Below are 17,256 nucleotides of genomic sequence, written 5' to 3'. Positions count from 1 at the left end.
GGTGCTCATCCCCCGCGCGACGACGTGCCCGCCGGGTTGCTGCCGGGCCGCTGCGCGGCGGCCTTGGCGAGTTCCTTCGTGCGCCGCATGCGCCGCCGCGTCTGCCGTGTTCTGTGCCGCGTCAGCGTGTCGGCAATCTCCCATAGCGTGCGCGGCTCGAACGTCACGACTACCGCGAACATCAGCGTCAGCGCGCCGAAAGCGAAGAGTGCCGCTTCGGGTATCACGCGCGCGACGCTCGTCATTTTGACGATCGTGACGAGCGTGCCGAGCATGAACACTTCGATCATGCCCCACGGCCGCACGAACTGGATCGCGCGCATGACCTGATGGAATGCGAGCGGCACAAAGCCCGCACGCACCGACAGCAGCACGTACAGCAGCGCGAGCAGTTCGGTCAGAGGAAAGAGGATCGTCGAACAGAACACCATGACGGCGACGATCTGCATGTTTTCGGTCCACAGCACTTCGATTGCGCCGAACAGGCTCGCCTGCGACGTGATGCCATTGGCCTCGAGCTCGATGATCGGGAAGGTCTGCGCGATCAGGAACGTGATCAGCGCGGCCATTGTCATCGCGCAGATCGGATCGAGACGTCCCGTTGAACTGCCGTACAGCACGGCCCCGCAGCGCGGGCAGCGCGCGAGGCGCCGCCGGCCGAGCCGCGGCTTCTGAAACAGCGCATCGCAGTCGTGGCATGCAATCAGGCGGTCTTGTTCCATGCGTACTAGAGCAGAACGTTAAGTGTTCGGCGGTCGGCGGCGCTTGCCCTGGCAGGCGCGCCGCTCTCCGCGGGCGGGCCGCAAAAACCTGGCGACATAGTATCAAAGGCGCTTCGCCGTCACCGCATAGGGTGGCCGGGCCCGGAGCTTAGTTGTTCGAGCGCGGGCTCGGGTTACCGCTGCGAAGCCCGACGGTACGAAGGCGTGCCGGTTCCTGATGAGCCCGAGCCGTTATAGCAAGTTCCGGACCGCACGCGCACCGCACGCGCGATACGCTTCGGACGCTTGCATGAAAGCGCGTAGGGTGGAGTAGCATGGCGCGAAGGCGCGTCCACGATAAAAGGTGCGTCGCTGGTGCGTGACTTAGGGTGCGTGATTGCGCGCGATGCGACATGCATCGGCGGGAATAACGGGCGCTGTCGTGTCGTTTAAATTCAATCTCGCGATTCGCTGTACGGGAGGCTTCGTGGCACATCTCTCGTCGTTTGCCGGGCGCGCGACGAGCCTGCGTTATACGCGCACGGCCATCGCGTTTCACTGGCTGATCGCAGTGCTGATTGTCGGCGGCTTTTCGCTCGGCTGGGTAATGACCGATATACCCGGCTTCACGCCGACGAAGCTGCGCTACTTCTCGTGGCACAAGTGGATCGGCGTCACGATCTTTGCGCTCGTCGTGCTGCGCATTCTATGGCGCGCGACGCATGCGGCGCCGCCGCTGCCCGCGGGCATGTCCGCCTGGCAGCGCAGGGCCGCGCAGGCCACGCATGTCGCGTTGTACGCGTTGATGGTGGTGATCCCGGTATCCGGATATCTGTACAGCTCGGCGGCCAACGTGCAGGTCGTGTACCTTGGGCTCGTGCCGTTGCCGCGGCTTATCGCGCCCGACCCGGTGCTCAAGACGGTGCTCAAGAATCTGCATATCGCGCTCAATTACACGCTGCTCGTGCTCGTGGTGCTGCACGTCGCGGCGGCGCTCAAGCATCAATGGCTCGATCGCGATGGGTTGCTGTCGCGGATGATCCCGTTCCTCAAATAAGGACAACCATTGAAAGCCTCGTTCACTCCGGTCAGGATCGCGATATCGGCCAGGCTCGCTGCCGCCGCGATCGCGGTTGCGCTCGCCGTGCCATTTGCGCTGAACGCACGCGACGCGCATGCGCAGATCGACGCCGTGCACAGCACGATCACGGCGACGTCGAAACAGATGAATGTGCCTGTCGAAGGCAAGTTCACGAAGTTTTCCGCGCAGCTCGCGTTCGATCCGGCGAAGCTGGCTGCAGGCAGCGCGCAGGTCAACGTCGATATGACGAGCTACGACCTCGGCGACGAAACCTATAACGACGAAGTGCGCGGCAAGGACTGGTTCGACGCGAAGACTTTCCCGAGCGCGACCTTCGTGTCGAGCGCAATTGCGCCGGCCGGCGCGGACCGATTCAACGTCACCGGCAAACTGACGATCAAAGGCAAGTCGCAGACCGTGGTCGTGCCGGTCACGGTGACGACGCAGGGCGCGGCGCATGTGTTCGACGGGGCGCTTACGATCAGGCGCTCGCAGTACGACGTCGGGCTAGGCGAGTGGAAGGACACGTCGGTGGTGGCCGACGATGTCGTCATCAAGTTTCATTTCGTGGGTGCTGGAAAGTAGAAAACGCAGCAAGGGCAGCAAGGGTAAGGAGAGACTAACGGCGTCGACGCGCTTTCGCTCGCGCATCGCGCCTTAAAAGGAGAATAAATCGTGAAGAAGACACGCCTGGCCGGCGCGATCGCGCCGCTCGTCGCGGCTTTTGTTTCGCTCGACGCAACCGCGGCCGCCGATACGTATCAGCTCGATCCCAATCACACGTTTCCGAGCTTCGAATCCGATCATATGGGCGGTTTATCCGTATGGCGCGGTAAATTCACGAAGTCGACAGGAACCGTGACGCTCGATCGCGCAGCGAAAACGGGGACGGTCGATGTGACGATCGATACGTCGTCGATTCAGACCGGTAATCCGAAGCTGGACGAGCATGCGCGCTCCGACGAAATGCTCGATGTCTCGAAGTATCCGACCGCGGTCTACAAGGGCACGCAGATCCGTTTCGACGGCGACAAACCGGTCGAAGTGATCGGCAATCTCACGCTGCACGGCGTGACGAAGCCGCTGAATCTGCAGGTCGTGGCGTTCAAGTGCATGCAGCACCCGATGCTCAAGCGCGAGGTTTGCGGCGTCGATGCGACCGCGAAGTTCGACCGCGCCGACTACGGCATCGATCTGGGGCAGAAGCAGGGTTTCGGCATGGCCACCATGCTGCATATCCAGGCCGAGGGGATCAAGCAGTAGCAAGCAGTAGCAAGCAGTAGCAAGCAGTAGCAAGCAGTAGCAAGCGGCGCCGGCCGGGTCACTCGTCTGGTTGACAGAGCGGGGCTCCAGCAAAAAAGGCCGGTTCAACATGAACCGGCCTTCTTGCCGAAGCGAAACGCAGCGCGAAAGTACTGCGATCAGACCTGCGCGCCCGCGTTCGGGTCGTTCGGGTCGTGGCGTTCCTTCTTTTCCTTCAGCAGGTCTTCGCGCTTCACGCCGAGCCACATTGCGAGCGCCGCCGCGACGAATACCGACGAGTAGATACCGAACAGAATACCGACCGTCAGCGCGAGTGCGAAGTAGTGCAGCGTCGGGCCGCCAAACAGGAACATCGACAGCACCATCATCTGCGTACAGCCGTGCGTGATGATGGTTCGCGACATCGTGCTCGTAATCGCGTGGTTGATCACTTCGATCACGCTCATCTTGCGTTCGCGGCGGAACGTCTCGCGGATCCGGTCGAAGATAACGACCGATTCGTTGACGGAGTAGCCGAGCACCGCAAGCACGGCCGCGAGCACCGACAACGAGAACTCCCACTGGAAGAACGCGAAGAAGCCGAGAATGATCACGACGTCGTGCAGGTTGGCGATCACGCCGGCGATCGCGTACTTCCACTCGAAGCGGAACGACAGATAGATCACGATGCCGGCCACCACGCACGCGAGCGCGAGCAGACCGTCGGTGGCGAGCTCCTTGCCGACCTGCGGCCCGACGAACTCGACGCGTTGCAGCTGCACCTGCGCGTTTTCGGCCTTCAGCGCGCCCATCACCTGGTCGCTTTGCTGCGCCGAGCTGAGGCCCTGCTTCAGCGGCAGGCGGATCAGCACGTCGCGCGACGTGCCGAAATTCTGCACCTGCGCGTCGGCGTAGCCGATCTTCGTCAGCGTGTCGCGCACCGGTTCGAGCTGCGCGGCCTGCGGATACTGCACTTCGATCACCGTGCCGCCCGTGAATTCGATCGACAGGTGCAGGCCGCGGTGCACGAGGAAAAACACGGCGGCAATAAACGTGATCAGCGAAATCGCGTTGAACAGCAACGCGCGCTGCATGAACGGAATGTCTTTACGGATGCGGAAAAATTCCATGGTCTCGTTCTCCGGGCATCAGCGGGTTGAACCCGGTTTCTTCGGCGCGTTGCTGCCGCTCGGCGTGCCAGGCGCGTTGCGCCGGCGCACGGTTGGTTTGCCTGGGTTGGCGCGCGTACCGGCGGATGCGTTTGCGGGCGCCTTGCGTTTGGCTGCGGGAGCGGGCGCGCTCGCGCGGGCAGGGCTCGTGACTGTATCGTCGTTCGCCGTATCGTCTTCGAGGTAAGCGGCCGCGCCGCCGGCCGTGGCCGTGGCGGGTCGCCACACCTGGCCGACCGCGAGCGATTTCAGTTTCTTCTTGCCGCCGTACCAGAGGTTCACGAGGCCGCGCGAGAAGAACACCGCGGAGAACATCGACGTCAGAATGCCGATGCAGTGCACGACCGCGAAGCCGCGCACCGGGCCCGAACCGAATGCGAGCAGCGCGAGGCCGGCGATCAGCGTCGTGACGTTCGAATCGAGAATGGTCGCCCACGCATGCGCGTAGCCGTTCTGGATCGCAAGCTGCGGCGGCGCGCCGTTGCGCAATTCTTCGCGCACGCGCTCGTTGATCAGCACGTTTGCGTCGATCGCCATACCGAGCGCGAGCGCGATAGCGGCGATGCCCGGCAGCGTTAGCGTGGCCTGTAGCATCGACAGGATCGCGACCAGCAGCAGCAGGTTTACCGACAGTGCGATCATCGAGATCAGACCGAACAGCATGTAGTACGCGATCATGAATGCGGCGATCGCGATAAAGCCGTAGACGACCGAATCGAAGCCCTTCTTGATGTTGTCGGCGCCGAGGCTCGGGCCGATCGTGCGTTCCTCGATGATGTCCATCGGCGCGGCGAGCGAGCCGGCGCGCAGCAGCAGCGCGAGGTCGGCCGCGGCTTGCGGCGTCGGCTGGCCGGTAATCTGGAAGCGGTCGCCGAGTTCCGACTGGATCGTCGCGACCGTCAGCACCTGGCCCTTGCCCTTTTCGAACAACACCATCGCCATCGGTTTGCCGATGTTGTCGCGCGACACGGTGCGCACCGCGCGGCCGCCGGCCGAGTCCAGACGGATATTGACCGAAGGACGCTGATGCTCGTCGAAGCCCGCCGACGCGTCGATGATGCGATCGCCGGTGAAGATCACCTGCTTGCGCAGCAGTACCGGCACCTGGTTGCCCTGCGTGAAGAGCTCGTCGCCCGGCGGCACCGGGTCGTTCGGATTCGGATGCGTGTTGACGGGGTCCGCGAGGCGCGCTTCGAGCGTCGCCGTGCGGCCGATGATGTCTTTCGCCTTCGCCGTGTCTTGCACGCCCGGCAGTTCGACGACGATACGGTCGTTGCCTTGCTGCTGGATCACGGGTTCCGCGACGCCGAGCTCGTTGACGCGGTTATGCAGCGTCGTGATGTTCTGCTTGAGCGCGGCTTCCTGCACCGCCTTTTCCACCGCCGGCGTAAACGTGCCGACCACTTGCCAGCCGCCGGTCGGCGCCGGTTGCGTGGCCCACTGCAGTTCGCTGACGCCCGTCGTCAGTTGCTTGCGCGCCGCCTCGGCGACGCTCTGGTCCGCGAAGCTCGCGACGACCGACTGGCCGACGCGGTTCACGCCGCCGTCGCGAATGCGGTTGTCGCGCAGCAGCGTGCGCGCATCGGACGCATCGGAATCGAGTTTCTTGTTCAGCGCGCCTGCCATGTCGACCTGCAGCAGGAAGTGCACGCCGCCGCGCAGATCGAGCCCGAGGTACATCGGCAGCGCGTGCAGCGCGGTCAGCCAGTGCGGCGACGCGCTTTGCAGGTTCAGCGCGACGACGTACGTCGGATCCGACGGGTCGCTGTTCAGCGACTTCTGCAGCAGATCCTTGACGCGCAATTGCGTATCCGTATCGGCCACGCGCACGCGGATGTTCGCATTCAGCGTCGAATTGTCGAACGTGACATCGTCGGCTTTGATGTGGCTCTCCGCCAGCGCCGCTTCGACCTGCGACAGCGTGGCCGAATCGAGCTTGACCGTTGCCTTGCCGCTCGACACCTGCACTGCCGGCGCTTCGCCGAAGAAGTTGGGCAGCGTGTACAGGAGGCCGATGGCAAGCGCCACCAGCATCACGGCATATTTCCAGAGGGGGTAACGATTCATGGGATGGTCCAACGGACGGTTGGCGGCAAGGTGCCAGTTGCTTGCAAGGCCGCGCCGCGTTCAGCGGGAGCGGCTTCGTATGAGGCTTCGGGGCAGGGCCTTGCGGGTCTTGCTCTAGTTGCGCACGAGATCGCAAAAAAACGCGCAGGAAGCGTGCAAAAAGCGTGCAAAAAGCGTGCAAAAAAGCGCGCTGGAAACGCGTTACAGCGATTTGATCGTGCCTTTCGGGAGAATCGTCGTGACCGAAGCCTTCTGCACGGTGATTTCCGTTCCTTCGGAGATTTCTACGCCGACATACGCTTCGCCGACTTTCGTGATCTTGCCGACAATACCGCCGTTCGTCACTACTTCGTCGCCTTTGGCCATCGCCGCGAGCATGTTGCGATGCTCTTTCTGGCGCTTCATTTGCGGGCGAATCATGATGAAGTAGAGCACTGCGAACATGAGGATGAGCGGCAGAAAGCTCATCAGGCTCGATTCGGCGCCCCCGGCGGCACTGCCTTGTGCGAATGCATTGGAAATGAACGACGGCACGTTGGTCTCTCCGTTTATACCAGTCAAAAAAAGTCAGCCGATTATTCTACCACCGGCACTTTGCGCGTCGGCGCGCCTCATTTGCATCTGCACCCCGCTTGCGGCACGGTTTCGACCACCGTGCCGACGCCGCGGTTTGACAGATCGAGCGGCACGCCGTTGCGAAAGTGAATTGTAATGTTTCGCGCGCGGTTCGACGTGCCGTTGTGCGGACGTGCGGCTAATCGATGCCGCGCGCGCGATTTTCGTGGAACAGCCTGCGAAACGCGGTGAAGTTGCCGCCGTCGATCGCGTCGCGCATTTCCTGCATCAGCTCGAGGTAGTAGTGCAGGTTGTGGATCGTGTTCAGCTGTGCGCCGAGTATCTCGCCGACGCGATGCAGATGGTGCAGATAACCGCGCGTGAAGTGGCGGCACGTGTAGCAGCCGCATTGCTCGTCGAGCGGCCGCAGCGAGTTCCTGTGCGTCGCGTTGCGGATCTTGATGTCGCCGAAGCGCGTGAAGAGCCAGCCGTTGCGCGCGTTGCGCGTGGGCATCACGCAATCGAACATATCGACGCCGGCTGCGACGCCGGCCACGAGATCCTCGGGCGTGCCGACGCCCATCAGATAGTGCGGCTTGTTCGCGGGCAGCCGCGGCGCGACGTGCTCGAGCACGCGCATCATGTCCTCTTTCGGCTCGCCAACCGACAGGCCGCCGATCGCAAAGCCGTGGAAGTCCATTTCGGCGAGGCCGGCCAGCGATTCGTCGCGCAAATCCTCGAACATGCCGCCCTGGACGATGCCGAACAACGCATTCGGATTCGACAGGCGGCCGAATTCGTCGATCGAACGCTTCGCCCAGCGCATCGACATGCGCATCGATGCGCCCGCTTCGTCGCGCGTCGTCGGCACGCCGTTGGTTGCGTAAGGCGTGCATTCGTCGAACTGCATGACGATGTCCGAATTCAGCACTTTCTGGATCTGCATCGACACTTCCGGCGACAGGAACAGCTTGTCGCCGTTGATCGGCGACGCGAACGTGACGCCGTCTTCGGTGATCTTGCGCAGATCGCCGAGCGAGAACACCTGGAAGCCGCCCGAGTCGGTCAGGATCGGCCGCTTCCAGCCCATGAAGCCGTGCAGACCGCCGTGCGCGGCGACCGTCTCGAGGCCCGGGCGCAGCCACAGGTGAAATGTGTTGCCGAGGATGATCTGCGCGCGGACTTCTTCGAGTTCGCGCGGCTGGATCGCCTTGACCGTGCCGTAGGTGCCGACCGGCATGAAGATCGGCGTTTCGACGACGCCATGGTTCAGCGTGAGGCGGCCGCGGCGCGCGAGACCGTCGGTTTTCAGCAGATCGAATGCGAGGCCGCCGGCGGGCGGCGTGTGATCGGTGTGATTGTCGTCATGATGACCGTCGGTCATTGAGCAGCTCCCGAGCGACCGGAAACACAGTCCGGCGCGTAAAAAATGAAGCCTGCCGGAGGATGCCCGGCGGCCGATAAAGGCACTAGATAAGGCACTGAATGTCAGTCAAACGCTGTCAGTCGAACACGCACGCGCGTTACGCGTCGCTGCGCGTCAGCAGCATCGCGTCGCCGTAGCTGAAGAAACGATAGCGCTCGTCGATTGCATGCCGATACGCGGCACGAATCGTATCGATACCGGCAAATGCGGACACCAGCATCAGAAGCGTCGATTTCGGTAAATGGAAGTTCGTCACGAGCCGGTCGACGACGCGAAAACGATAGCCCGGCGTGATGAAAATGTCCGTCTCCGCGCTCGTTGCCGCGAGCGCGCGGCCCGCGTTCTCCGCATCGCGCGCGGCCGCTTCGAGCGCGCGCATCGACGTCGTGCCGACGGCGATCACGCGCCCGCCGCGCGCCCGTGTCGCGGCGATTTTATCGACCAGCGACTGCGGCAACTGGTACCACTCGCTGTGCATCTTGTGCTCCGCAATGTTCTCGACGCGCACCGGCTGGAACGTGCCGGCGCCGACATGCAGCGTGAGCGTCGCGCGCTCGACGCCGCGCGCGTCGAGCCGCGCAAAAAGCGCTTCGTCGAAATGCAGGCCGGCGGTCGGCGCGGCCACCGCGCCCGGATTCTGCGCGTAGACGGTCTGGTAGCGCGTCTCGTCGGTCGCATCGGGGTCGTGCTCGATATACGGCGGCAACGGCAGCCGCCCGTACTGCTCGATCAGCGTGAGGCAATCGGTCGGAAAATGCAGCGTGTAGAACGGCTCGACGCGCTCGCCGACGGTAACGTCGAACGCATCGGCGAGGCGCAACTGCGTGCCCGCGGCAGGGCTCTTGCTCGCGCGAATCTGCGCCAGCGCGGTCCGTTCGCCGGTGAGCCGCTCGACCAGCACTTCGATTTTGCCGCCGCTCGACTTATAGCCGGGAAAGCGCGCCTTCAGCACCTTCGTATCGTTGAACACGAGCAGGTCGCCCGGTGCGACGCAATCGGGTAGTTCGGCAAAGCGGCGGTCGGTGAGCGTCGCCGGGCGGGTCCGGTTGTCCACTTCGAGCAGGCGGCTCGCGCTGCGCTCGGGCAACGCGACTTGTGCAATCAGTTCGGGCGGCAGCGCGAAATCGAAATCGGAAAGGGTGAACATGCGCACGGGTGTGGATACGGAACGGCTAAAAAAGGGCGTGCTAATAAACGGCGTGCCAATAGACGGCGTGCCAATAGACGGCGTGCTAATGGCGCGGGCACTTCGAATCAGACAGAATCGACGCCGCGCGCCGAGCGGCTATGATTGCGGGACACTGCCGAGCGGGCGCCGGCCGTCCCGATGCCGCGCCGAACGGCCACGAAAACGTGGAAAGCCGATATTGTACTTGCGAAGCGACTCATGCCCTTGTCCGAACGCCGTCCGCCTGTAGACCCCGATGACGCCGACACAGCGCCGCCGCGGCGCGCCGCGCGCAGCAAGGCGGCGCACGCGCGGATCGGCGACAATGTTGCGGCCGGGCACGCGCCGCACGATCCGGTGCCCGCAACCGAAGATTCGACCTCGAAATCGGCGATGCAGCCGGCTGCGAAGCCGACTGCAAAGCCGGCTGCAAAGCGCACCGCAAAGCCCGCCGGTTCCGTGCCGCAAGAGTCGACGGACGGGTCCGCGCAAAAGGCCGCCCTGCCGCGCACCGGCGACAAGCTCGCGAAGCTCGGCCTGTCGCGCGACATCGATCTCGTGCTGCATCTGCCGATGCGTTACGAAGACGAAACGTCGCTGACGCCGATCGGCGAGCTGCTGCCCGGTGGCATCGCGCAGACGGAAGGCGTCGTGTTCGACAACGAAATCGCGTACCGGCCGCGTCGTCAGTTGCTCGTGAAGCTGCGCGACGATGCGGGCGACGAGCTCGTTCTGCGCTTCCTCAATTTCTATGGCTCGCAGGTCAGGCAGATGTCGGTCGGCGTGCGGCTGCGCGTGCGTGGCGACGTGCGCGGCGGTTTCTTCGGCATGGAAATGGTGCACCCGGCCGTGCGCGTCGTCGACGAGGATACGCCGCTGCCGCAGGCGCTGACGCCGGTCTATCCGAGCACGGCGGGCGTGACGCAGGCGTATCTGCGCAAGGCGATCGACAACGCGCTGTCGCGCACGTCATTGCCGGAACTGCTGCCGGAGCCGATCGCGCGCGCGTATCTGCAGCCGCTTGAGCTGCCGCCGCTGATGCAGGCGGTGCGCACGCTGCATCACCCGCATGCGGACGCGGACGAAACGGCATTGATCGACGGCACGCATCCCGCATGGTCGCGCATCAAGTTCGAAGAGCTGCTCGCGCAGCAGATGTCGCTCAAGCGCGCGCACGAAGAGCGCCGCACGCGCTCGGCGCCCGCGATGCCGCGCCGTGCGTCCGGCGACGCCGATTCGCTCGTCGCGCGTCTGCTCGCCGCGCTGCCGTTTTCGCTGACGGGCGCGCAACAGCGCGTCGGCGCCGAAATCGCAAACGATCTGACGCAGCCGCACCCGATGCAGCGTCTCTTGCAAGGCGACGTCGGCAGCGGCAAGACGATCGTCGCCGCGCTTGCCGCCGCGCAGGCGATCGACGCCGGTTACCAGGCCGCGCTGATGGCGCCGACCGAAATCCTCGCCGAGCAGCACGCCCGCAAGCTGCGCGGCTGGCTCGAACCGCTCGGCGTCACGGTCGCATGGCTCGCGGGCAGCCTCAAGGCGAAGGAAAAGCGCGCGGCGCTCGAAGCGGCTGCGCTCGGCACCGCGCGGCTCGTGATCGGCACGCACGCGATCATCCAGGACACCGTCGAATTCGCGCGCCTCGGGCTCGTGATCGTCGACGAGCAGCATCGGTTCGGCGTCGAACAGCGTCTAGCGTTGCGCGGCAAGGCGAAAAACGCCGCGGATGGCGCGCGCGCTTTCCAGCCGCATCAACTGATGATGTCGGCGACGCCGATTCCGCGCACGCTCGCGATGACGTACTACGCGGACCTCGACGTGTCGACGATCGACGAACTGCCGCCGGGCCGCACGCCGATCCTGACGAAACTGATCTCGGACGCGCGCCGCGAAGAGGTGATCGGGCGCGTGCGCGAAGCGGCGCTGACCGGGCGTCAGGTGTACTGGGTGTGCCCGCTGATCGAGGAGAGCGAGACGCTGCAATTGCAGACGGCCGTCGAGACCTACGAAACGCTGGTGGCCGCGCTGCCGGAGCTGAAAGTCGGGCTTGTGCATGGTCGCCTCGCGCCTGCCGAGAAAGCGGCAGTCATGGACGCGTTCACGCGCAACGAGGTCCAGCTGCTCGTGGCGACGACGGTGATCGAAGTCGGCGTCGACGTGCCGAACGCGTCGCTCATGGTGATCGAACACGCGGAGCGCTTCGGGCTTGCGCAGCTGCATCAGTTGCGTGGCCGCGTTGGGCGCGGCAGCGTCGCGTCGGTGTGCGTGCTGCTGTATTCGGGGCCGCTGTCGATCGCCGGCCGCGCGCGCCTGCAGACGATGCGCGAAACCACCGACGGCTTCGAAATCGCGCGGCGCGACCTCGAAATTCGCGGTCCCGGCGAATTTCTCGGCGCGCGCCAGTCCGGCGCGGCGATGCTGCGCTTCGCCGATCTGCAGCAGGACGGCTGGCTCATCGAGCCGGCGCGCGAAGCGGCGGCGCAGTTGCTGGCGCAATACCCGGACGTCGTCACGCAGCACCTCGCGCGCTGGCTCGGCGCGCGCGAACACTATCTGAAGGCGTAAGTCATAGCGCGGAGGCGGACTCGCGCACTTCGCTCAAGGTGCGCACGCGTCGCGCTGCAGCGGCATGCGGGGTGGTTGGCGAATTGGCCCCATAGGTGTATAACTGAAACCTATTGATTTTATTGCACTGATTGGTCCCTCAATGACGCTCACAGAACTGAAGTACATCGTCGCGGTGGCGCGCGAGCGGCATTTTGGCCGCGCGGCGGAGGCCTGTTTCGTCAGCCAGCCGACGTTGTCCGTAGCGATCAAGAAGCTCGAAGACGAACTGAACGTGCAGATTTTCGAGCGCGGCACGAGCGAAGTCAGCGTGACGCCGATCGGCGAGCAGATCGTCACGCAGGCGCAGCGCGTGCTCGAGCAGACGCTCGCGATCAAGGAGATCGCGAAGCAGGGAAAAGACCCGCTCGTCGGGCCGCTGCGTCTCGGCGTGATTTACACGATCGGGCCGTATCTGCTGCCGACGCTCGTCAAGCAGATGATCAAGCGCGTCCCGCAGATGCCGCTGATGCTGCAGGAAAACTACACGCTGAAGCTGATCGAACTGCTCAAGCAGGGCGAAATCGACGTGGCGATCATGGCGCTGCCGTTTCCCGAAACGGGCCTGATGCTGCGGCCGCTCTACGACGAGCCGTTCGTCGTCGCGCTGCCGTCGGGCCATGCATGGGAGACGCGCGACAAGATCGACGCGAGCGACCTCAAGCAGGAAACGATGCTGCTGCTCGGCAGCGGGCACTGCTTCCGCGATCACGTGCTCGGTGTATGTCCGGAGCTCATGCGTTTCTCGCAGAACGCGGACGGCATTCAGAAGACATTCGAAGGTTCGTCGCTCGAGACGATCCGTCATATGGTGGCGAGCGGCGTCGGCATTACGGTGCTGCCGCGCATGTCGGTGCATGAGGTGAAGCCGCATGCGGGCGGCGTCGATTCGGGGCTGCTCAGCTACGTGGCCTTCGACGAGCCGGTGCCCGATCGCCGCGTCGTGCTCGCCTGGCGCAAGAGCTTCACGCGCATGCCGGCGATCGATGCGATCTGCGACGCAGTCGCGGCGTGTGATCTGCCCGGGGTGAAGAAGCTTGATTTGCCGGTGGCGGTGAATTGAGCGGGGCGGGCCCCGGCGCGATGACGGTGCGGCCCCGGTAGTGCGTCAGCCGAAGGCCGGGTCATGTCAGCCGAAGGGCCGGGTCATATGTCATCGCGTTTTTGACCGCGATGCGGCAGCGTCCGCAAGCTTTCGCAATAGGTGACGACTCGATCCACATACTGCGCAGCCACGCGCGGTGTAGAGACATCCGCGAGATATCGCTCGAGATTGGCCAGGTGCTCCAGCGCTTCGGCAGCGAATCTGGCTTCGGATGTCGTCATAGCAGATCACTCTCTCGTTTTTCGTTTGGCGGCGAGCGCTGCGCGAACGTCGCTCGCGCTGATCGCACGCGACGGGTCGGCCCTCAGCGTGGCGTAGGCGGTGCAACTTCGTCGCCAGGCTCGTGTGACGGCCTATCGAATAGATAAATTTAATTAAATTATAAAAATCGATAGCTTTGTTATAGTGCGTCTCATGGATCGCCGATCCCCAACAACGAGAACCCGGAGGTACCCATGCAGCACGTGCCGTCGTTTGACATCCAGTCCCGCATTCAGTCTGCTCCCGCGTCATCCCAGCAACAGGCCGCATCGATCGCGGCGGGTAACACCGCGCCCGCGATGACCTTGCGCACCGTTGCGATTGCGCTGCTCGTCGATCGCGCCCTGTCCGCGTGATCCCGCGCATCGACTGCCTCTCCCGAAGAACTAATCGCCCCAGACAAACAAAGGAACAGAGCAATGACCGAACGTACCCTCACCAACGCGGCTGGCGCGCCCGTTGCCGACAATCAGAACTCGATGACAGCCGGCGTGCGCGGCCCGGTTGCCTTGCAGGACATGTGGCTCATCGAAAAGCTCGCGCACTTCGATCGCGAAGTGATCCCCGAGCGCCGCGTGCATGCGAAGGGTTCGGGCGCGTTCGGCACGCTGAAGGTCACGCACGACATTTCGCGCTATACGAAGGCGAAGGTGTTCGCGCAGGTCGGCAAGGAAACGCCGCTTTTCATGCGGTTTTCGACGGTGGCGGGCGAGCGCGGTGCGGCCGATGCCGAACGCGACGTGCGCGGCTTCTCGATCAAGTTCTACACCGAAGAGGGCAACTGGGATGTCGTCGGCAATAACACGCCGGTGTTCTTTATCCGCGATCCGCTCAAGTTCCCGGATTTCATCCACACGCAAAAGCGCGATCCGTACACGAATCTGCGCAGCAACGTTGCGGCGTGGGACTTCTGGTCGCGTCATCCGGAATCGCTGCATCAGGTGACGATTCTGATGAGCGACCGCGGCATTCCGCAGAACTATCGGCAGATGCACGGCTTCGGCTCGCATACGTTCTCGTTCATCAACGCGAACAACGAGCGCTTCTGGGTGAAGTTCCACTTCAAGTCGATGCAAGGTATCGCGAACTACACCGACGCCGAAGCGGCGCAAGTGGTCGCGCAAGACCGCGAAAGCGCGCAGCGCGACCTCGTCGATAACATCGACAAGGGCAATTTCCCGCGCTGGCGCTTCTGCATCCAGGTGATGCCTGAAGCCGATGCGGCGAACTATCGCTACAACGCGTTCGACATCACGAAGGTGTGGCCGTACAAGGACTATCCGCTGATCGACGTCGGCGTGATCGAACTGAATCGCAACGCGGACAACTATTTCGCGGACGTCGAGCAGTCGGCGTTCACGCCGGCGAACGTGGTGCCGGGCATCGGCGTCTCGCCGGACCGTCTGTTGCAAGGGCGTCTGTTCTCGTACGGCGACACGCAGCGCTATCGTCTCGGGATCAATCATCACCAGATTCCGGTGAACGCGTCGCGCGCGCCCGCGCAGCGCTCGTTCCATCGCGACGGCGCGATGCGCGCCGACGGCAATCTCGGCCGCACGGCGAACTACGAACCGAACCGGTTCGGCGACTTCGCGCAGGATCCGAACGCGGCGGAGCCGCCGCTCGCGGCCGGAGCGGTCGATCGCTACGACCATCGTGACGACGACGATTACTACAGCCAGCCCGCGGCGTTGTTTCGCCTGTTCGACGCCGCGCAGCGCGAGCGTTTCTTCGGAAACATTGCGCGCCACATCAATGGCGTGCCGGAAGACATCGTCGCGCGCCAGATCGAGCATTTCCGCCGGATCGATCCGGCGTACGCGCAAGGCGTGATCGCGGCGATCGCGAAGCTCGCCGGAACCGCGGAAACGGTGAAGTAACCGGGCGGCCAGGCAGTTCGACGGCGGCGCGACACGAAGCCGCGCCCCAGCGCGAAGCTCGCGCCGCCGTCCTGATGTGAAAGGAGAAGGGTCATGGTCCAGATGGTATTGATGAGTATCGGCGGCCGGGCGCACGCGCAGCAGTCGCAGCGCATGACCAATGCGGCGCTTGCGCGCAGGATGCTCGGCTTCGCGGTCGTCAGCAGCGGCTACGCGGTGCTCGTCGCGCACGGCATCGCGCACGTTTTCGGCGGGTGAGCGCGAGCGATTCCGGCTGTTGAGCGCGAGCCGACACAGGGAACGATGTGACGCCGCGTGCGCAATGCAGTGATGGCCGCAGTGATGGCAGGGAAGCACGCCGCCTCGCACGCGGAGGCCTGGCGTTCTACGCTAAACTGTCGGGCGTTCGAAGGTTCAAGGATTGCGAACAGACAATCCGGGGCAAAGCGACCGGTACGAATCACTCTTCAAAGGAGTCATCATGGCCAAAAAAGAAGCCGTTTCGCACGTCAATATCGGCATCAGCGACAAGGATCGCAAGAAGATCGCGGAAGGTCTGTCGCGCCTGCTGGCCGATACCTACACGCTGTATCTGAAGACCCACAACTTCCACTGGAACGTGACGGGGCCGATGTTCAACACGCTGCATCTGATGTTCGAAAGTCAATACAACGAGCTCGCGCTCGCCGTCGATTCGATCGCCGAGCGGATTCGCGCGCTGGGCGTGTTCGCGCCGGGCAGCTACAAGGATTTCGCAAAGCTGTCGTCGATCGCTGAAGCGGACGGCGTGCCGTCGGCGGAAGACATGATCCGCCAGCTCGTCGAAGGCCAGGAATCGGTCGTGCGCACCGCGCGCGAAATTTTTCCGATTACCGAAGCGGCTAACGACGAGCCGACCGCCGATCTGCTGACGCAACGCATGCAGACGCACGAAAAGACCGCGTGGATGTTGCGCTCGATGCTTGCCTGAGCGAGCGAACGCGCAAGACGTCGCAGCTAACGTGAGAAAGCCCGACAGGTCAAGAACCTGTCGGGCTTTTTTTCATGCTGCACTAAAATGGCGGAATCGTTCTCCGCGCACTTCCCATGTTCGCCCGACTCCCGCTCTATCTGCGGCTCGTCCGCATGGACAAGCCGATCGGCAGCCTGCTGCTGCTGTGGCCCACGCTCAACGCGCTGTGGATTGCCTCCGACGGCCAGCCCTCGGTGTCGCTGCTCGTTATTTTTGTGCTCGGCACGTTGCTCATGCGCTCGGCCGGCTGTGCGATCAACGACTACGCGGACCGCGATTTCGACCGCTTCGTGAAGCGCACGGAAAACCGGCCGATCACGTCGGGCAAGATCAAGGCGTGGGAAGCCGTTGCGCTCGCCGCGGCGCTTGCGCTGATCGCGTTTCTGCTGATCTGGCCGCTCAATACGCTGACGAAGGAACTGTCGGTGTTCGCGCTGTTCGTCGCTGGTACGTATCCGTTCACGAAGCGCTTTTTCGCGATTCCGCAAGCGTATCTCGGCATTGCGTTCGGCTTTGGCATTCCAATGGCGTTCGCCGCCGTTCAGGACCGCGTGCCGGCGCTCGCATGGGTGATGCTTGCGGCGAACGTGTTCTGGTCCGTTGCGTACGATACCGAATACGCAATGGTCGACCGCGACGACGACATCAGGATCGGCATCCGCACGTCAGCGCTCACGTTTGGCCGCTACGACGTTCTCGCGATCATGCTCTGCTACGCGGTGACGCTTGGCATATACGCGGGCATCGGCGTCGTGCTGCATTACGGTGTGCTTTACTGGATCGGGTTGGCGGCGGCGGTGGGCTGTGCGATCTATCACTACACGCTGATCCGCGGCCGCGAACGGATGCCGTGCTTCGCCGCGTTTCGCCATAACAACTGGCTGGGCGGCGTGCTGTTCGCCGGCATTGCGGCGCATTATGCCGCGCAGAATCTCTGATCGATAAACGGACCGCGCCAGGTCGGGCGGCCCGGCCGGCGCATCGG

The 17,256-nt window shown here is 63.8% G+C and carries 17 protein-coding genes; 10 read left to right on the top strand and 7 right to left on the bottom strand.

The features are described 5' to 3' along the window. Nucleotides 1-5: 5 nt before the first annotated feature. A complete protein-coding gene (locus QYH69_RS04540; RefSeq protein ID WP_308830712.1) occupies nucleotides 6-722 on the bottom strand; it encodes a paraquat-inducible protein A in 717 nt (238 codons plus the stop codon). Between the two features lie 466 nt (nucleotides 723-1,188). Between QYH69_RS04540 and QYH69_RS04535 the strand changes: the two genes are divergently transcribed. The 3 genes from QYH69_RS04535 (at nucleotide 1,189) to QYH69_RS04525 (ending at nucleotide 3,045) form a co-directional block, all read left to right on the top strand. After that, nucleotides 1,189-1,758, top strand: coding sequence for a cytochrome b (locus tag QYH69_RS04535; RefSeq protein ID WP_308830711.1), 570 nt, complete (start codon nucleotides 1,189-1,191; stop codon nucleotides 1,756-1,758). Nucleotides 1,759-1,767: 9 nt separating this feature from the next. Next, a complete protein-coding gene (locus tag QYH69_RS04530) occupies nucleotides 1,768-2,367 on the top strand; it encodes a YceI family protein (protein ID WP_374992349.1) in 600 nt (199 codons plus the stop codon). 90 nt (nucleotides 2,368-2,457) lie between these two features. Continuing rightward, nucleotides 2,458-3,045 carry a YceI family protein gene (locus tag QYH69_RS04525; protein ID WP_374992348.1) on the top strand — a complete coding sequence of 196 codons (588 nt, stop codon included), beginning with the start codon at nucleotides 2,458-2,460 and terminating at the stop codon, nucleotides 3,043-3,045. A gap of 158 nt (nucleotides 3,046-3,203) precedes the next feature. Here QYH69_RS04525 and secF read toward each other — a convergent pair whose 3' ends face one another. The 5 genes from secF to queA form a co-directional block, all read right to left on the bottom strand. Continuing rightward, nucleotides 3,204-4,154: a protein translocase subunit SecF gene (secF, locus tag QYH69_RS04520; RefSeq protein WP_075158108.1), complete on the bottom strand. Its 951-nt coding sequence runs from the start codon at nucleotides 4,152-4,154 to the stop codon at nucleotides 3,204-3,206. An 18-nt stretch (nucleotides 4,155-4,172) separates the two neighbouring features. Beyond that, nucleotides 4,173-6,260 (bottom strand): protein translocase subunit SecD, encoded by a 2,088-nt coding sequence (secD, locus tag QYH69_RS04515; protein ID WP_308830710.1) that lies wholly within the window; start codon nucleotides 6,258-6,260, stop codon nucleotides 4,173-4,175. Between the two features lie 201 nt (nucleotides 6,261-6,461). After that, nucleotides 6,462-6,728, bottom strand: coding sequence for a preprotein translocase subunit YajC (gene yajC / locus QYH69_RS04510; protein WP_232243547.1), 267 nt, complete (start codon nucleotides 6,726-6,728; stop codon nucleotides 6,462-6,464). Nucleotides 6,729-7,014: 286 nt separating this feature from the next. After that, on the bottom strand, nucleotides 7,015-8,199 hold the full coding sequence (gene tgt, locus QYH69_RS04505) for a tRNA guanosine(34) transglycosylase Tgt (RefSeq protein WP_308830709.1): 1,185 nt from the start codon (nucleotides 8,197-8,199) through the stop codon (nucleotides 7,015-7,017). A 139-nt stretch (nucleotides 8,200-8,338) separates the two neighbouring features. Further along, nucleotides 8,339-9,388, bottom strand: a complete 1,050-nt coding sequence (queA, locus tag QYH69_RS04500; RefSeq protein WP_075158104.1) for a tRNA preQ1(34) S-adenosylmethionine ribosyltransferase-isomerase QueA — start codon at nucleotides 9,386-9,388, stop codon at nucleotides 8,339-8,341. A 240-nt stretch (nucleotides 9,389-9,628) separates the two neighbouring features. On the opposite strand from queA, the gene recG reads away from it, so the two are divergent. Continuing rightward, a complete protein-coding gene (recG, locus tag QYH69_RS04495) occupies nucleotides 9,629-11,974 on the top strand; it encodes an ATP-dependent DNA helicase RecG (protein WP_308830708.1) in 2,346 nt (781 codons plus the stop codon). A 142-nt stretch (nucleotides 11,975-12,116) separates the two neighbouring features. Beyond that, complete coding sequence (locus tag QYH69_RS04490; RefSeq protein WP_075158103.1) at nucleotides 12,117-13,076, top strand: LysR substrate-binding domain-containing protein; 960 nt, start codon at nucleotides 12,117-12,119, stop codon at nucleotides 13,074-13,076. Nucleotides 13,077-13,159: 83 nt separating this feature from the next. Here the strand turns inward: QYH69_RS04490 and QYH69_RS04485 are convergent, their stop codons facing one another. Beyond that, complete coding sequence (locus QYH69_RS04485) at nucleotides 13,160-13,339, bottom strand: type II toxin-antitoxin system RelE/ParE family toxin (RefSeq protein ID WP_308830707.1); 180 nt, start codon at nucleotides 13,337-13,339, stop codon at nucleotides 13,160-13,162. A 234-nt stretch (nucleotides 13,340-13,573) separates the two neighbouring features. Between QYH69_RS04485 and QYH69_RS04480 the strand changes: the two genes are divergently transcribed. The 5 genes from QYH69_RS04480 (at nucleotide 13,574) to ubiA (ending at nucleotide 17,209) form a co-directional block, all read left to right on the top strand. Next, nucleotides 13,574-13,735, top strand: a complete 162-nt coding sequence (locus QYH69_RS04480; RefSeq protein WP_308830706.1) for a hypothetical protein — start codon at nucleotides 13,574-13,576, stop codon at nucleotides 13,733-13,735. Between the two features lie 63 nt (nucleotides 13,736-13,798). Then, nucleotides 13,799-15,259: a catalase gene (locus QYH69_RS04475; RefSeq protein ID WP_308830705.1), complete on the top strand. Its 1,461-nt coding sequence runs from the start codon at nucleotides 13,799-13,801 to the stop codon at nucleotides 15,257-15,259. Between the two features lie 93 nt (nucleotides 15,260-15,352). Next, nucleotides 15,353-15,517: a hypothetical protein gene (locus QYH69_RS04470; RefSeq protein WP_308830704.1), complete on the top strand. Its 165-nt coding sequence runs from the start codon at nucleotides 15,353-15,355 to the stop codon at nucleotides 15,515-15,517. 223 nt (nucleotides 15,518-15,740) lie between these two features. Further along, a complete protein-coding gene (locus tag QYH69_RS04465; RefSeq protein ID WP_308830703.1) occupies nucleotides 15,741-16,229 on the top strand; it encodes a Dps family protein in 489 nt (162 codons plus the stop codon). Nucleotides 16,230-16,345: 116 nt separating this feature from the next. After that, complete coding sequence (ubiA, locus tag QYH69_RS04460; RefSeq protein ID WP_308830702.1) at nucleotides 16,346-17,209, top strand: 4-hydroxybenzoate octaprenyltransferase; 864 nt, start codon at nucleotides 16,346-16,348, stop codon at nucleotides 17,207-17,209. The last annotated feature ends 47 nt before the right edge of the window (nucleotides 17,210-17,256 follow it).

This window comes from Paraburkholderia sp. SARCC-3016 (assembly GCF_031119615.1).
GTDB lineage: Bacteria > Pseudomonadota > Gammaproteobacteria > Burkholderiales > Burkholderiaceae > Paraburkholderia.
The sequence above is the reverse complement of the archived record's forward strand: the minus strand, read 5'-3'. Positions and strand labels throughout refer to the sequence as shown.

Bases quoted from the DNA above. Each gene is read 5' to 3' on its own strand.
- QYH69_RS04540 (WP_308830712.1), bottom strand. From the start codon at position 722: ATGGAACAAGACCGCCTGATTGCATGCCACGACTGCGATGCGCTGTTT.
- secF (WP_075158108.1), bottom strand. From the start codon at position 4,154: ATGGAATTTTTCCGCATCCGTAAAGACATTCCGTTCATGCAGCGCGCG.
- secD (WP_308830710.1), bottom strand. From the start codon at position 6,260: ATGAATCGTTACCCCCTCTGGAAATATGCCGTGATGCTGGTGGCGCTT.
- yajC (WP_232243547.1), bottom strand. From the start codon at position 6,728: ATGAGCTTTCTGCCGCTCATCCTCATGTTCGCAGTGCTCTACTTCATC.
- tgt (WP_308830709.1), bottom strand. From the start codon at position 8,199: ATGACCGACGGTCATCATGACGACAATCACACCGATCACACGCCGCCC.
- queA (WP_075158104.1), bottom strand. From the start codon at position 9,388: ATGTTCACCCTTTCCGATTTCGATTTCGCGCTGCCGCCCGAACTGATT.
- recG (WP_308830708.1), top strand. From the start codon at position 9,629: ATGCCCTTGTCCGAACGCCGTCCGCCTGTAGACCCCGATGACGCCGAC.
- QYH69_RS04490 (WP_075158103.1), top strand. From the start codon at position 12,117: ATGACGCTCACAGAACTGAAGTACATCGTCGCGGTGGCGCGCGAGCGG.
- QYH69_RS04485 (WP_308830707.1), bottom strand. From the start codon at position 13,339: ATGACGACATCCGAAGCCAGATTCGCTGCCGAAGCGCTGGAGCACCTG.
- QYH69_RS04480 (WP_308830706.1), top strand. From the start codon at position 13,574: ATGCAGCACGTGCCGTCGTTTGACATCCAGTCCCGCATTCAGTCTGCT.
- QYH69_RS04475 (WP_308830705.1), top strand. From the start codon at position 13,799: ATGACCGAACGTACCCTCACCAACGCGGCTGGCGCGCCCGTTGCCGAC.
- QYH69_RS04470 (WP_308830704.1), top strand. From the start codon at position 15,353: ATGGTCCAGATGGTATTGATGAGTATCGGCGGCCGGGCGCACGCGCAG.
- QYH69_RS04465 (WP_308830703.1), top strand. From the start codon at position 15,741: ATGGCCAAAAAAGAAGCCGTTTCGCACGTCAATATCGGCATCAGCGAC.
- ubiA (WP_308830702.1), top strand. From the start codon at position 16,346: ATGTTCGCCCGACTCCCGCTCTATCTGCGGCTCGTCCGCATGGACAAG.